The organism is Cohnella silvisoli (assembly GCF_021190915.1).
Lineage (GTDB): Bacteria > Bacillota > Bacilli > Paenibacillales > Paenibacillaceae > Cohnella > Cohnella silvisoli.
This window is the reverse complement of record NZ_JAIOAP010000011.1, coordinates 51,476-66,818: the sequence shown is the minus strand read 5'-3', so window position 1 is coordinate 66,818 and position 15,343 is coordinate 51,476. Positions and strand designations below refer to the sequence as shown.

The window sequence follows — 15,343 nt, the reverse complement described above, 5'->3', positions numbered from 1 at the left end:
CGCAATCATAAAGGAATATGATTATTAAAACTGTGAACTGTTTCACAAAATGGAAAAAAGAAAGCCCCCATGATCAATGATCATAGGGGTTATGCTTCGTTCTGGCTTAAGTAATACTATTTACATCAAATATAATCTGTTGAATTTGAGCTATCTTTAAGCTAGATTGCTGCAAGTTTTTAGCATCGGATAATGCCGCTTGATATCCATTCGCATATAGCATGTTAATATTTGCGAACATTCCTGATTGATCCATTGCGGCTACTGTTGCGTTCGCATCCCCAGCATCGATCGCAGTGTTAATTTCCGAGATAGATGCCATTATGGAAGCGGTATTATCGACAATATCTTGCAGTTGAGCATAGCTCAATGGATCGGAAAGCGTCAATGCCAGATAATGGACGAATATTTCCTGATAATCATCAGCGTAGGAGTCGACTATATTATTTATCTGTGCGGCTTTCAATTGATTCAACGTTGCGCTGGCATCACCCGCCAATATGGCTTCATAGATGAGGATTAGCGGTTCCAGGTAGTCATTTATAAAATCCACTGCTGCTTGAATTTCATCCTTTGTCAAATCTCCAATAGTATCCTTCTCATCTTTCAACAACGCTTGATAGTAATAGGCGTAATAAGAGGCGTAATCCTCATTAAGATTGGAAATACTCGCCAACTGAAGCTTTTCTAGCGTGACAATTCCATCTAGTCCATCAATCGCCGCGTTAATGGCTGCTATCGACGGCGCCATCATCAAATGGTTGCTCACGTCTGCATCGACGAAATTCTGAACCTTGACGCTTGCCGCAGTCTGCAGATCGTCGGCATTATTTTGCTGCGTATAGCTGATCTTGATGTGATCCGTTGAGACCATAGCAGTATCTAACATTAAAGTTACTGTCTGGTTGTTAACAACAACCCCGATAATAGTTGGGTTCGGAGCTATTCCAGATACGCTAAACGCTGCAAGATCCGCATTTGAACCGGACAACTGGCCGGTGAAGGTTAGAACGATATGTTGTGTGTCTGCTGTATCTGCGCCGCTTAATTGCGGTGTCAGATTCAGACTATCTTCAATTGTAAAACTTATAGGCGCTGTGTTCTTTATCATCCCGTCCATATAGTTTTGAACCGTGTTGGCGGCAAGGGTAATTAGCGCACCCTGCGGAGGGAGAGGAATGTTCTTATTGTTGTTAACAATAATATTAAATGTAATATTATTGCCTGTCGTTACTGTGGCATTACCACTACCAAATGCACCATCTACAGCAGCTTGAATAGCGGCCAATGCGCTCAATTTCTCCAACTTTACATTGAAGGTAAGAAGGATCAAATCCCCTGATTCCAAATTATTATTTCCAGGCGACTGATTGTTAAAGTGATTCACTGGTATAAATGCTGCAGCTGTTGGTACCAGCGTTGCATCTGTATTGATTTTATCAATGGCATCTTGCAGTTCGGTTAATAACAAATCAGTATTACCTTTTGCATTCCTAACCACAGCTACTTGAAATTGATAGAAGGTTATCCAGGCATTGTTTATATTCGTTACACCAGCATCCATTAAATTCTGTACAGTGAATGTCGCTGGAAGCCCGTTAGTGATTGCTGACTTTACATTCGTATTTATGTCAGCTAGTGCAGCCTCTGCAAGGCTTTGCGCAACAATCACTTTAACCGACGCATGGACGTTCGTCGGGTTAGTAACTCCGATCGGTAATTCCAGTATTCCAGAGAATGTGTACGTTCCTGCTGTATTCCCGTCGTATTCAGGGGCTCCACTAACCCATGTCACATTAACGGTTGGAGTTGAATTATCGCTTAACATAAGCTGAACGTTTGTCGGTAATCCGGCAGTTAACAGCGACGTGCCGTTGGCAACGGCGATATCAGCGATCGCGAATGCGTTTGTTACGGTAACTGGTGTTGGCACCGGCGCTGCGACAATAACGTTAACTTTGGCTTGGACGTTGCTCGGATTAGTTACACTGCCCGGCAAGTCCGGCAAACCAGAAAAGATATACGTTCCCGCTTTGTTTCCGTCATATTGAGGTGTTCCTCCGTCCCATGTTACGTTAACGGTCGGGGTTGTACCATCGCTTAATGTAAGCTTAATGGTTGATGGCAATGACAGCGATGTGCCGATAGCAACGGGAATATCGGAAATCGCAGATGCGTTTGTTACGGTAATCGAAACAATCACGTTAATCTTTGCTTGGACGCCGCTTGGATTGCTTACTGCGCTTGATAATACCGGCATTCCAGAGAATATATACATTCCGTCTTTATCCCCGTCATATGCAGGTGTCCCTCCGTCCCATGCTACGTTAACGGTCGAGTTCGTGCCATCGCTCAATGTAATTTGTACAGTTGTTGGTAATCCGAGAAGAACAGACTTCAGCGATGTGCCTTTGGCAACATTTATATCTGAGAACGATGATACTACGCCTGTTACGATTGTCGATGATACTTGCGTTGGCAATGCCTTTGAAACAACAACGTTAACAGATGCTTGCACATTGTTCGGGTTGGTTACTCCTTTAGGCAATGCCAGTTTTCCAGAAAATACATACGTTCCCGCTATGCTTGCGTTATAAGCAGGCGTCCCTCCGTTCCATGTTGCGTTAACGGTCGGGGTTGTGCCGTCGCTTAATGTAATCTGCACGGTTGAAGGAAGATTGCCAAGAACGGATACTAGCGACGTGCCGTTGGCAACGGGGATATTCGCGATCACAGGGGTGCTTGTTACGGTAATCGATGTTGGTATTGATCCATTACCGTCTCCGCCGCTATTGTTTGACGTTGACGTTGGCGTTGGCGCTCCTGACCCTTCCTGCTTTACAGGCTGTTTCTCGAAAGCTGAGCCTTTCCCTTCATCGCTAATGATTGCTTTCTCGATGGTGCCTTGACCTAACGCTTTCAATAGAGCATCAACCATAAGGCTTACGATCTTAGCGTCTTTCCCCAACTCGAGATTAACCGGAGACTTGTTGATGAGTTGTTCAATGAGTGTTGTTCCTTCTACTACGAGACGCACCTTGCCGCCCTTCTTGTCTACGATAATCTTAACAAACACGGAATTGTCCAGATGAATGCTGTGCTCGCCGCCGCCTTGAACGGTCGTCGTGCCTTTAACCGTGACGTTCTTCAAGAAAGCATCCCCGCTGCCGATGCCTTCTGCAAGCAGCAGGTTTCCGCTAATTACCATATTCTGCAGGGTGACGCCTGGGACATTAACTGCAACATCACCGCTAATGGCTTCCGTTCCACTTACCGGACCATAAGTTCCTGCGGCGTTATAAGTGTTCTTATCTACTTGATTCTCTGTTGGATCTTTCACCGCTTTCAATTTCAAGGCGCGATCCAGCGTTACGACCAATTCTCCACGCGTAATCGGCGCTTGCGGTCGGAACGTTTGATCCCCATACCCCTGCATGATTTTCTTGGACGATACCGCGCCAATAGCCGCTTTGCTCCATGATGCGAACGAAGATGCGTCCACATAGGCTTTAGCAGTAGTTTCATCGCCTTGCAAGTTCAACAATCTGGCGATGATTGCGGCGACTTCTTGTCTGCTTGATTGATTGCCGCCGCCGAAAGTGCCGCCTAATTTGCCCTTTATGTAACCGGCCTTAACGGCTATCGCAGCTTCTTCATAAGCCCAATTTCCAGGGGGCATATCGCTAAAGTTGATCTCCGCCTTCTCCGTAAATCCGAAAGCGCGGTTAATGAGCGCGGTCAATTCTACGCGTGTAACCGGGTTGTTCGGCTTCACTGTGCCATCCGCGTAGCCTTTAATAAGCCCTTTCTCCACCCATTGGTTCAATTGGCTTTCCGCCCAATGGCCTTTTACATCCGACTTGGCAGACTCCGCTGCAGAAACGAAGCTGAAGGACGACAACATCATACATGCAATCACCAGGAATATCGTCCATTTTCTAACATAAATGCTTTTCATTTTTATCCTCCCAATACTCTTAATATCTGCAAGTATAGAAGAGTTTGATGTTAAAAACTGTAAACGGGTTCACAAAACAAACAAAAAAAGAATCCTTCGAGGCATATCGCCCTTCCGGATCCTTAATAAACTTACTTATACAATATGCGCTCTGCACTAGAAACTAGCTTGTGAATAAATTAACTCTGTCTTTGCAGTTTTTCGAAATCATGCTTCTAACCTCCTTTGTTTGAAGTTCGTATTCTGCGATATTTCGGCAAGTGCAGGGTAAAGGTTGTCCCCGCGCCCTGACTGCTTGACACCTTGATACTTCCCCCGTGCTTCTGCATGATTAGGTAGCAATAAGACAAACCAAGTCCGAAGTTTTCCTCCCGCTGCTTCGTTGAATAGAACGGATCAAATATTTGCTCTTCGGCTTTCTTAACCATTCCTGTTCCATTATCGGTAAAATCGATCCGGATTCCACTCTTGGCTTCGTATATTCTAATTGCAAGCGTTCCGCCTTCACCCTCCACGGCATCGATCGCGTTGCTTATTAAATTATTGAACACTTCCTGTAGATGGAGCTTATCGCACATCATATTGCAGTTTACGGAATAGTCAGTGCTAATAGAAACACTTTTACTTTCGAGCGGATAACGATTGGCATGCAATGCATGTGTCATCAAATCGATTAAGTTCGCCGTACCTTCCACTAGCTCCACATCTTCAATTTGCTTCTGAATCCGTTTGACCATATGCATGACCTGCTTTGTTTCTGCCATAATCCGCTTAATATCTTCGTCAATTTGTTCGTTGCGTTCGGATTTTACAAGCTCTCTCACTCTTCCCGTCAGCATGTCAATATTGGTTATGCGATTTTTCACTGCATGATTAAACATGGCGGCGCCAGATGCAATCCCTTTAATCTTCTGGTCATGAAGCTGTTTCTCAAACCTTATTCTTACCCCAAGTACTCCGAAACGAATGGCTGCAATGATGAAAAAAGCAAAGCCGCACCAAACAACGATTGATAAGTTAAAGTAGCCGTCAAAATCTTGCTTAACCGCTCTAGTAATATGGTTAAATACGACAATGGCGATAATGGGTGGAACAAAGAAGCAGGCCGTAAGGAGTCGATATTTTCTCTTTACACGATTCCTTTCCCTTAAATAAGAAGAAACCAGCAAGAAACAGCCCCCCAAATAATAAGGAGCCGTCCATAAGAGCATGAGAATAAAATCAATCTGTATTTCAGGCTTCAGCGGACTGATGAGCAGCGTCACAAATAAAGGCAGGAGAAGCACGTAAGCCAAAACGTTCTTGGTTCGCCGGGTTACAGCCTCGGAATAGGAAATAGCGAACATAACAAATCCATATGGAGAACAAGCTTGAAGGATAAAAAAGAAGAAACTGCGCAAATCCGGCTCCATAACCACTTCGGAAAAGCTGCCCACACCGGTAAAAATCAAAAAAAGAACCGCCCACCTGTTTGACTCCTGCTTTGGACCGTAATAAAGAAGAAAAACGGCAAGAGAAAGATCTAGAATGGCTGAATAAAGCAATGATTACCCTCCCGCCAACTAACCCTACAATGATTATAAGCTAGTTGACGAGGATTCGTAACTACTAAACGATGCGCGATTTGGGCAAATGAACGGTGAAGGTCGCTCCTGACGGCTCGTTGCCCGCCACTTCTATTTTTCCGCCATGCTTCCGTACGACAAGATAACAATAAGACAGCCCTAGCCCGAAATTGTCCTCCTTGTGTTTGGTTGAATAGAAGGGGTCGAATATTTTATGGACTGCTTCCTTCGCGACCCCTTTTCCATTATCTGCAATATCGATAAGAATGTTTCTTTTGTTGTCATAGACCGTAATCGAAAGCACTCCCTTGCCCGCCTCCACCGCATCAATCGCGTTTCGAAGCACGTTGCTAAACACTTCTTGCAAATGCACCTTATCGCACAGGATTCGGAATTGCGCAAGGTCATTCACGGTGACGGAAATATGCTTGCTTTCAAATAAATATTGATTGGATTGCAGCGCATGCCTGACAATTTCATTTAAGTTATCGGCAGCCTCTATAATCTCAACCTCTTCTATTTGCTTCTGAATACGTTTAACCATCTGCATCATATGCTTGGTCTCGGCAAGAATGAGCTTGACGTCACCGTTAATATGCTGGTACTGCAACAGCTTCGAGGTTTCTTGCATTCGGAGAGCCAACATGTCGATGTTGGTGATTCGATTTTTCAACGCGTGATTAAGCATCGATGTACCCGAAGCGATCCCCGTAATCGTCTGATCCAACAATTGCTTTTCAAACTTGATTTTAACGCCGAACACGCCGAAGCGGATCGCAAATACGATGAAGATAACAAACCCGGTCGCCGCAAACATATACATATACCAAAACTCATTTACATGGAATCCGAGTGCCTGAACGACATTTTCTAAAAAAAGATCGGCGATTGTGGATGGAACGACGACACACGCAGCGATTAGACGCAATCTTTTCTTCTTGGGATTCCGTTCCTTCACATACGCGAAGATGAGTAGAAAGCTTGTGGTCAGATAGTAGGGGGCAACCCACAGCAGCAACACTTGATAATCCAACTCTAGATTGAGTTTCTCGACAGCGATAGCGCACATCATAACGATAGGGAAGAACAGCCCGACAGCCAATGCGTTTTTCGTTCGAGAGCTTACGAGCTCCGAGTGAACGATAGAGAACATCAGGAATCCATACGGGGTCACAACTTTATGCAAAAAAATAAGTGGCAATGCAGAACCACTAACCAGATGGTCCAGATCGTATAAAGCGGCGAAGCTCATCGCGAATATTAACCATTTAATCGATTCCTTCTTCGGACCGTATATATACAATAAGATAACGGTTATTAAAACTAATGTAGGCATGATATCCTCCGGCGGCCGACAATCGATTAGAAACTGATTACTTTATCCGACAACATGATTTGGTTCTTCACGATAATTCGTTTCTTATTGATCATAATGACATGTTCTTCCTGCAGCTCATTTAACACTTTCGATACCATTTCTCTCGTGCAGCCTACCATATCGGCAATTTGCTGGTGCGTTAACCGCAAATTAATCATGATGGTTTGATTGAGCTTAATGCCATATTCTTCTGCTAGCCGAAGCAATTGTTTATAAATTCGGGCTCGAACGTTTAGAAATGTGATGTCGTGAATCCGATCGTTGGCTCTTCTCAGTCGTTTAATCAATACGGTAAGCAGCTTATAAGTAACACCCGGATTGGTTTCAAGCAAGCATTGCAGCTTACGCCTTTCAATGGCTGCAAGCACGGCGGTATCCAACACCTCCGCATTCGCCGATCGAACCTCCCTATCGTCGAACAAGGACATTTCCCCGAAAAAGTCGCCTTCTTTGAGAGTAGTCAGCACGGACTTCCTGCCATTCTCGAAACGGTTGATTTCCACGGTTCCCGACAGAACGATATACAATTCGTCTCCGACCTCGCCTTCCATGAATACAAACGAGTTTCGGTTAAACGTCCTTTCACTCATATAAAGGGAGGCTTGCTGAATATCCGTCATGGAAAAATCGCCAAAGAAAGATATGGATGTTAACCGCCCCATATCCATGAGTACACCCTCTTTCGTTAGTTCCTTCATCCTCCATTATCGTTTTTTGAACACAAAAAAAAATACTCAATGAATAGAGTATTTAAATGAAAATTTCTTTATGGTATAATGTTCAACTTTTTAGCCAAACCCACAATCTCATTCGTATTTTGCTTTTTGAGCCTCAGCCATTCCAGATAGGGAAACTTACCCTTCAACAGCTTGCTTACCTTAAATATCTCATTATTGATGGATTGCTCCGAATAGAATAGCTTATCCGCGATTTGGCTTCGATCATCCCCTTCGCTAAGCAATTGTAAAATTTGTACTTGCAGCTTGGTGATCTGCGATTTTAATTGCTCCTCCTGGGTATTAATCAATCGATTAACCAGCTTCCGTGCCGAGGAGTGATGAATACTTGACTTGCTTGCATGAGCCTGACGTATGGCTTCTGGAATGTCTCTGTAATATTCCTTCGTTACATAATTGACTACCCGACCGAACGTCATCGCTTGCAAGACAACTTCTTCTAGATCAAATGAAGATAGGATGATGATCTTCAAGTCCAGCCCTAACCATTGCGTTTCGAGCGCCGCGTTTAATCCACCTTGATAATCTCCAGAAAGGTTCATATCCAGCAGCAGTACATCGAGGGTTACTGTCCGTAATAGTTCCATTAATTCAGCTTTGTTCTCCGATATCCCAACGACTTCTATATCCGCATTTTTGCTTAAATAATCTGATAGCAGATCTAGAAAGACAGGATCGTCATCGCAGATACAAACACGAATAGTCATACATTTTCACCCCATATTGGATAACAATTCGTCGAATTATGTTCCATTCCCTTCCTGAAAATCAATAAAACTGGGGCATCAGAGCCCCAGTCCGCGATTGCGATTCCCGTTCACTTCCCCGCAAGCACCTGATACCACACGCCTCGGGGCGAATAAAGGGTACTCGCGACTTCTTTCCATCCGCCGAGATAGCTAATGTCGAACAGCTCCTCCGGCTGCTTGAAGCGGCTTTGCCAATGATCGGCCGCAGCTGCCTGAACCGGCCGGAAGCCATGCTCGGCGAATATTTCCTGCGCTTTGCTCTCGTGAAGAAAAGCTACGAACGCATCGGCAGCTTTGCGGACGCCATGTTCGTCGGCATAACTGTCGATGACCACCGCCGGATTCTCGATAAGTATCGTCCGCTTTGGAACCACGATATCATACGCTACGCCGTTTGCGATTCGGGCGAGCAATTCATTCTCGTAAGTAACAATAACGTCACCCACACCATATTCGAAGGCGGCCATTGATGCGCGACCGCTCTTATCCATCGACTCGATGTTGCGGTGCACCGAGGCTAGAAATTCCTTCGCCGCTTTCGGGTCCTTGACGCCGTTTTCTTCCTCCGAACGCTTCAATCCTGCACCATATATAGCGTTAATATCCCATTGCGCGCCGCCGGACGTTTTCGGATTCGGATACAGCACTTTAACGCCCGGCTTCGTCAGGTCATCAAAATCCTTAATGCCCAGTGGATTGCCTTGCCTAGTCCCCAACACAACAATGGATCGCGTGATCATCGCGTTATCGGTATCTTTCTTCCAGTCTTTCCGCAGCAGGCCGGCTTTGCTTATTTTATTAAAGTCGTTCTCCATCGCCAGAATACCTACATCGGCTTTGAAACCTCCGATGATTGCCCGCGCCTGGGTTCCAGAGGCTTCATAAGATTCTTGAAAGTTGACGTGTTGTCCGGTCTTGGCTTTCCATTCCGCTTGGAAAAGAGGCAAAATATCCTGTAACGCATCTTTCGCAACGGAATACGCCCCAAGTACCAGAGTTACGTCGCCTGGAGATGCGGTACTGACCGTACCGGCTTGCTGCTTTGCCGTTCCGCAGCCTGCCAAGAGTAGAGTCATCATTATAAGCATAAATAAGTCGAATAATCCGGCTTTGCGTTTGAATCTATGTTTACGGTTACCCGTCTTCATCGCTATCCTCCCGCGGTGCCTTCGAAAGCTCCCGCCCAACCCGTTAAATATGAACCGGCATAGGATCTTCCTTAAGCTTGTTTTCCATGACCCAGCTGTCATTATCGTTGAACAGGTAAGCACGATGGATCAACACTTGGATATTGTCACCCGGATGAAGCACTTCCTTCTCCAAGGAACGGTAAGTGACCAAGCGCGACTTGCCGACTTCGACTTCCACGAGCCATTCGCTGCCGCGGAAATGCAAATGCCTGACACGTCCAAGTTCCGTCGCCGATAAAAGCTCGAACTCCGATGCTTTGCCGATTTCGACGTATTCCGGACGAATAAGGGCTTTCGTACCCGGCCAATCGGATGCATTCTCGAATCCGCGCAGCGAGGAGACATCCTCGACAATCGTAGATTCTCCGATAAACCCGGCCACGAAAGGCGTTTGCGGATTTTTGTATATTTCCCAAGGAGTGCCTTTTTGTTCCAACCGCCCCTTGTTGATGATCATGATTTGGTCGGCCACCTCGATAGCTTCGTCTTGGTCATGCGTAACGAATATCGAAGTAATTCCGAGACGGTCGATCATATCGCGAAGCCACGAACGAAGCTCATGGCGAATCTTAGCATCGATCGCCGCGAATGGTTCATCCAATAGAAGAAGCTGCGGTTCAGGCGCAAGCGCACGCGCGAAAGCTACGCGTTGGCGCTGTCCGCCGGACAGCTGATGCGGATACCTTTTCTCGAAACCGGACAGTCCGGTCAATTCGATCAATTCGGCGACTCTCGCTTTGATCTTCGCCTTCGTCCATTTCTTCACTTCAAGGCCGAAAGCAATGTTATCCTCTACGGTCATATGCTTGAACAGCGCATAGTTCTGAAAAACGAATCCGATTCCTCTCTCTTGCGGAGGCAGATCATTTACGCGTTTGCCATGAAATACGATATTCCCTTCATCCACCGATTCCAAACCGGCAAGCATGCGGAGAATCGATGTTTTACCGCCGCCGCTTGGACCTAGGAGTCCGATCAATTGGCCTTTTTCGATGGTGAAGTTTACGTCCTGTACCGCTTGGAAATTGCCGAATTTCTTATTCAAACCGCTGACTTCTATATGCATCTCAATGCACTTCCTTTCTCGATTTGGCCCATTCCATGAGCAACAGCAAAGTGACCGAACCCGCTGCCAACACAAGTGCAATAGAATTCGCGGCGGTAAGATTAAAGTTCTCGACATCTTGGTAGACTAAAGTCGTCGCAGTCTGAGTTTTGAATAGGATGTTGCCGGAAACGACAAGCACCGCTCCGAATTCACCTAAAGCCCGAGCCACCGTAAGAACGACTCCGTACACAACGCTCCACCGGATGGAGGGCCAAGTGACACGCCAGAAAGTCGTCCAAGCGCTCGCGCCTAATGTCGACGCCGCTTCCTCTTGAGAACTTCCGATTTCCTGCAGCACCGGCATAACTTCACGGACCACTAGAGGGAATGTTACGAACAAAGTCGCGATGATCATCCCCGGCAAAGCATATAAGATGTCGACTCCGGCTTTGTTGAACAAAGCGCCGATCGCCGTCTCCGGTCCGAGCAGAAGGACGATCATGAGCCCGCCGATAACGGGCGATACCGCAAATGGCAAATCGACGATACTGTTCATAAGCTGCTTCAATTTAAGTCCGAGCCATGATGCCCTAACCAAGTAAAGCGACAACATCACGCCGAACATCGTATTAATCAAAGTTACAATAACGACGATCAAACCCGTCATGTACAAAGCGTGCAGCGTTTCGGGTCTGGACAGTCCATTCGCGAAACCGCTCCAGCCTTCGTTCATGGCGCCCATGGCTATTCGCACAACCGGCACGATGAGCAACAGTCCGAATACGACAACGGTTAATCCGATCCAAAGCCGCCTCATCCGTTTTTCCTCCGTATCTGCACGTAATTAACCGTCCATAAGATGAGGAAGGAGAAGGTCAGAAGCAAGACGCTGACGGCAGTCGCGCCCGTCGTATTGTCGCTCTCGATCTCTCCGAAAATATATACCGAGGCAATCAAGGTTTTACCCGGTATGTTACCCGCTACGAGCACGACCGCGCCGAATTCCGCCAACGCCCTGGAGAAAGCGAGCATCGCTCCGCTCAGTATTCCCGGCATCATGGATGGCAGAATAACTTTCCAGAAGGTTGCGGCTTTCGTCGCGCCGAGCGTATACGCGGCTTCCTCCTCCGAGGAATCCATTTCCTCGAGCAAAGGCTGAACCGCACGGATAACGAAAGGAAACGTCACGAATACCATCGCGATAATAATAGCTGGCTGGTGGAACAGAATCGTGAATCCAAGCTTATCCGCCCATTCCCCCACGACGCTGCGAGGTCCAAGCAGCAGCAAGATCATTAATCCCGCTACCGCAGTCGGAAGCGCAAAAGGCAAATCCACAATGCTGTTCAGCAGACGCCGTCCCGGAAAACGGTAACGAATCAGCACCCAAGCCGACATCGTTCCGACGAGCACGTTTACGATCGTGGCGATAACGGCCAGCTTGATCGTCAGCAACACGGCTTTCCAAGCTAATGGCTCCGTAATATTGTTGGCAAAGGCATCCCATCCAGAGGATAAGGATTGCCCGTAAATACCAATAATAGGAAAGACGATCAATATCAAAAAATAAAGCATGACGGCGCTGCGAAATCCCCAGCTCCACCAGCGACCCTGCAGCATGGAACTCACGTTGTCGTGTACCTCCCGAAGCTTTAAGCGCTATATAAGATAATTCCTATTAAATTAGTCGGTATTATTACTTTACCAGAAAAATGCTTACCCCGTCAATGAAAAAGCAGGGGTGCAAACGCCTTTTTATCAAAAAATCTAATGTAGCCTATTCGAAACCCTTATGGGCGGTGAAAAGGAGTTAATTCTACTCACCCTCGATAAAGTATCGCTCCTCACCGAGTTCGAGCAAAGACTGACCTTGCGTCACGTCCGTAATCCAAGCTTGAAATTGTTCCGCTTCCCCCGCTTCCGGAAGGCACTGTACCCGTACCCGGTCCGTAAAAGAAACTTCGCCGACCCTGTAACCTCTTCCGCGCAATTCGTTCTCCAGCTTTCCATACCAAGTGTAGTCGACATCGACGCTCACTTCGCGGTGAAGCACTTTCACGATCGGTTCCGCTGCATCAATGCCAGCAACGGCACCATCCGTGTAAGCACGTACCAAACCGCCCGCGCCCAGCATAATTCCGCCGAAATAACGGGTTACGACGACAACGGTATTTTTCAACCCTCGATTTTTAATAACTTCAAGAATAGGTTTGCCAGCCGTTCCGCTAGGCTCTCCATCATCCAATGCTTTCTGAAATTGGTCGCGTTCTCCGATCAAATAGGCAGAGCAGTTGTGAGTGGCATTCCAATATTTCTTTTTTAATTCTTCTATAAAAGCGACCGCTTCGTCTTCCGACTCCACTGGCCGGGCATGGCCAATAAAACGAGATTTCTTAATCACGATTTCGGCGGAGCCGTAATTCCTTACGGTCGTGTAACGTGCCAACACCGGCAATCTTCCTCTCTGTAAAACAAATCCGCAGTTTCAAACGTCTATATGATAACATAATATTCTAATATCGGCGTGGATCATTCGGGTGCATGCCACTGGTAAACATGATATAATTATGTGTGCATTTACTAGGGTAAAATAGAATCGAGTCCGGCTTTACGGAAACGAACGTATATGAGTTGGGGAGGGGGTTGGAGATGTTCGCTAAGCGATTGAAGCAACTGCGGAAACAGAGGAAATTAACGATGCAAGAATTGGCGGATTACGTCGGGGTTGCAAAAAGCACGTATGCAGGGTATGAATCCGGATACCGGCAGCCAACGATCGAATCCATTCAAACGATATCGAGAAAGTTGCGCACGTCGGCGGATTATCTTCTCGGGCTTACCGATTATCCGGAGCCACCAACCGAACTAAACCATAATGCGAAAGAATATTTGAATTACGAACAGCTTCATTGGGACGGGGTTCCTTTGGAAAAGGACGACCTGGATTTGATTCGCAATTTGCTCGAACGCGTACTGCGCGATCGCGGCTTGCCGGATAAGAATGATTTATCCTCCCATTAATTGCCGCAGCTTCGCTCTAGACTCTCCTTGAAGATTCTCCTTCATAGCGCTGAAAGTTTGTCTCCACTCCTCAATAACTTTAGGGGATACAGAGTCATTCTCCGCGTTTTGGGCTACCTCTTGGAATTTAGCGTCACATGCGGCTTCCGCAGTCGCGAGCTCCTTCGTCAATTTATCCTTCCATGCCTGCACGGCGATAGGATCTGTTTTATCCAACTGCTGGATGCTCGATTCAGCCCCGCTCAACACCTCTTTCACATCCTTCATACACATCGCTTGAACCTGTATCATTTTTTGCTCGTATTTTTGTGCCTGATTTATCGGTGGATCCGTTTGGTTTGTACTTGGCGAATCGGGTTCCGTTGTGCTCGGTGACTTGATTCCCGTTGTGCTATGCGATTCGGACTTCGCTTGGTTATGCGTTTTCGGTTTTGTAACCGTTTCTTGAGTCGGCTTGGCGGCATCTGGCAATTGCGGCGCTTCACTGGTATCGCCCGGTTTATCAACGCCCGGTTTATCAACGCCCGGTTGATCATCCGATTGTCCCACAGGAGCGACCGTCTCGCTTGTCGCGGATGACTGTTCCTCCACCCCGTAATTCAACCCTTCGGATTCCGTCGTACTTTGCAGCCCTTCGTCGTACTGCAGTGATTGTTCGACTTGGTCTTCCCCATTGGCATGAACGATCAGCGCTCGCTCCGAAGACTCCTTCCAATACAATCCGCCCCATACAAATAGAAGAATGATCGCAAAAGAGCTTAGAGTAACGATCACAGCATCCGGTTTGCGGAATTCACGCCGCCTTTTCCTGCGTATACGTCGTTGTCCCATAGGGATAGGTTCACCGCCTTCTAATAGAAATAGAATAATCCATTACGGATTGTACTCTTGTATGGCTTCATCGTAAGTTCTGCCTTTACTGATCCCGTATTTCTTCGCAAGCGCCGACAATTTGTTATAATCGCCGGGCGATAATTTGGTAAGCAACATTTGTTTCGCTTCCCGCTTTTCCTCCACGGTCAGACCGCCTTTGGCAATAAAGCGCAGTTTCTTCAAGTCCGACAAGCTCAAGTTTTTTAAAATAACGGAAGCAACCGTCGCTTTATCCGAAACGGTCAAGTTTTCCTTCACCTTTTTTACCTTCTCCTTGGTTACCGTGCCGGTTGGCTTGCGGGCGCTGTTATTGGTCGCCGTTCCGGTTAGTTTGCTGGGGTTGTCATTGCCCTTCTCTTGTTTGGCATCAACGGATTCCGAAGGGATCGAGAGTGGTTGTTCTTTGCTTTCAACCTGGTTATTATCCGATTCCATTTCGGCTTCCAGCCCGGCCGCGAAAGAATCCATAACCCGGTTTACTGCGTAATCCGCCGTGAACAAACCGCTGATGCCTAACACAACGACAAATCCGATACACCCTATGATTATTTTTATGAGTTTTCTCTTTCTCATAGGCAAACCTTCCTTTCCTTACAAGAAAAACAGTTTTGCCGTCCTTAGGACGGCGGTACATGATTGGATCGAAACCACCTACGCCGCTGGCCACCGCTGGCCCCTTCTGAGCAGGAATTAATCGACTTTTTAGAGCAATTCCCACCGCTGAGCCCAACTAAGCAGGAATTAATCGACTTTTTAGAGCAATTCCCCGCCGCTGAGCCCATGAAAGGAATCATTGAAAAGGCGACACTGATTTTATTCTAACC

Annotated in this window: 14 protein-coding genes; 2 read left to right on the top strand and 12 right to left on the bottom strand. The window is 46.7% G+C overall.

What is annotated here, in order from left to right:
• Positions 1–106: 106 nt before the first annotated feature.
• The 10 genes from K7P76_RS19990 to K7P76_RS19945 all read right to left on the bottom strand — a co-directional run bounded on the left by K7P76_RS19990 (position 107) and on the right by K7P76_RS19945 (position 13,074).
• On the bottom strand, positions 107–3,958 hold the full coding sequence (locus tag K7P76_RS19990) for an Ig-like domain-containing protein (protein ID WP_232187081.1): 3,852 nt from the start codon (positions 3,956–3,958) through the stop codon (positions 107–109).
• A gap of 215 nt (positions 3,959–4,173) precedes the next feature.
• Positions 4,174–5,502 carry a sensor histidine kinase gene (locus tag K7P76_RS19985; RefSeq protein ID WP_232187080.1) on the bottom strand — a complete coding sequence of 443 codons (1,329 nt, stop codon included), beginning with the start codon at positions 5,500–5,502 and terminating at the stop codon, positions 4,174–4,176.
• A 64-nt stretch (positions 5,503–5,566) separates the two neighbouring features.
• Entirely contained in the window at positions 5,567–6,859 is a 1,293-nt protein-coding gene (locus K7P76_RS19980; protein ID WP_232187079.1) for a sensor histidine kinase, read from the bottom strand.
• A gap of 26 nt (positions 6,860–6,885) precedes the next feature.
• Positions 6,886–7,599, bottom strand: a complete 714-nt coding sequence (locus tag K7P76_RS19975; protein ID WP_232187078.1) for a Crp/Fnr family transcriptional regulator — start codon at positions 7,597–7,599, stop codon at positions 6,886–6,888.
• 68 nt (positions 7,600–7,667) lie between these two features.
• Positions 7,668–8,345 (bottom strand): response regulator, encoded by a 678-nt coding sequence (locus tag K7P76_RS19970; RefSeq protein WP_232187077.1) that lies wholly within the window; start codon positions 8,343–8,345, stop codon positions 7,668–7,670.
• Between the two features lie 110 nt (positions 8,346–8,455).
• The gene (locus K7P76_RS19965; protein ID WP_232187076.1) at positions 8,456–9,535 is read right to left on the bottom strand and encodes a sulfate ABC transporter substrate-binding protein; all 1,080 of its coding nucleotides are present in this window, start codon (positions 9,533–9,535) and stop codon (positions 8,456–8,458) included.
• A gap of 43 nt (positions 9,536–9,578) precedes the next feature.
• Positions 9,579–10,643 carry a sulfate/molybdate ABC transporter ATP-binding protein gene (locus tag K7P76_RS19960; RefSeq protein ID WP_232187075.1) on the bottom strand — a complete coding sequence of 355 codons (1,065 nt, stop codon included), beginning with the start codon at positions 10,641–10,643 and terminating at the stop codon, positions 9,579–9,581.
• Between the two features lies 1 nt (position 10,644).
• Positions 10,645–11,442 (bottom strand): sulfate ABC transporter permease subunit, encoded by a 798-nt coding sequence (locus K7P76_RS19955; protein ID WP_232187074.1) that lies wholly within the window; start codon positions 11,440–11,442, stop codon positions 10,645–10,647.
• A complete protein-coding gene (gene cysT / locus K7P76_RS19950) occupies positions 11,439–12,245 on the bottom strand; it encodes a sulfate ABC transporter permease subunit CysT (protein ID WP_255678666.1) in 807 nt (268 codons plus the stop codon). Before cysT ends, K7P76_RS19955 begins: the two co-directional genes overlap by 4 nt.
• Before the next feature lie 196 nt (positions 12,246–12,441).
• A complete protein-coding gene (locus K7P76_RS19945; RefSeq protein ID WP_232187072.1) occupies positions 12,442–13,074 on the bottom strand; it encodes a YigZ family protein in 633 nt (210 codons plus the stop codon).
• A 200-nt stretch (positions 13,075–13,274) separates the two neighbouring features.
• On the opposite strand from K7P76_RS19945, the gene K7P76_RS19940 reads away from it, so the two are divergent.
• Complete coding sequence (locus K7P76_RS19940) at positions 13,275–13,646, top strand: helix-turn-helix domain-containing protein (protein WP_232187071.1); 372 nt, start codon at positions 13,275–13,277, stop codon at positions 13,644–13,646.
• Here the strand turns inward: K7P76_RS19940 and K7P76_RS19935 are convergent.
• Positions 13,632–14,477, bottom strand: a complete 846-nt coding sequence (locus tag K7P76_RS19935) for a hypothetical protein (protein WP_232187070.1) — start codon at positions 14,475–14,477, stop codon at positions 13,632–13,634. The two genes, K7P76_RS19940 and K7P76_RS19935, sit on opposite strands and share 15 nt — an antisense overlap.
• A 42-nt stretch (positions 14,478–14,519) precedes the next feature.
• Positions 14,520–15,092, bottom strand: a complete 573-nt coding sequence (locus K7P76_RS19930; protein ID WP_232187069.1) for a hypothetical protein — start codon at positions 15,090–15,092, stop codon at positions 14,520–14,522.
• 63 nt (positions 15,093–15,155) lie between these two features.
• On the opposite strand from K7P76_RS19930, the gene K7P76_RS19925 reads away from it, so the two are divergent.
• The gene (locus K7P76_RS19925) at positions 15,156–15,341 is read left to right on the top strand and encodes a hypothetical protein (RefSeq protein WP_232187068.1); all 186 of its coding nucleotides are present in this window, start codon (positions 15,156–15,158) and stop codon (positions 15,339–15,341) included.
• The last annotated feature ends 2 nt before the right edge of the window (positions 15,342–15,343 follow it).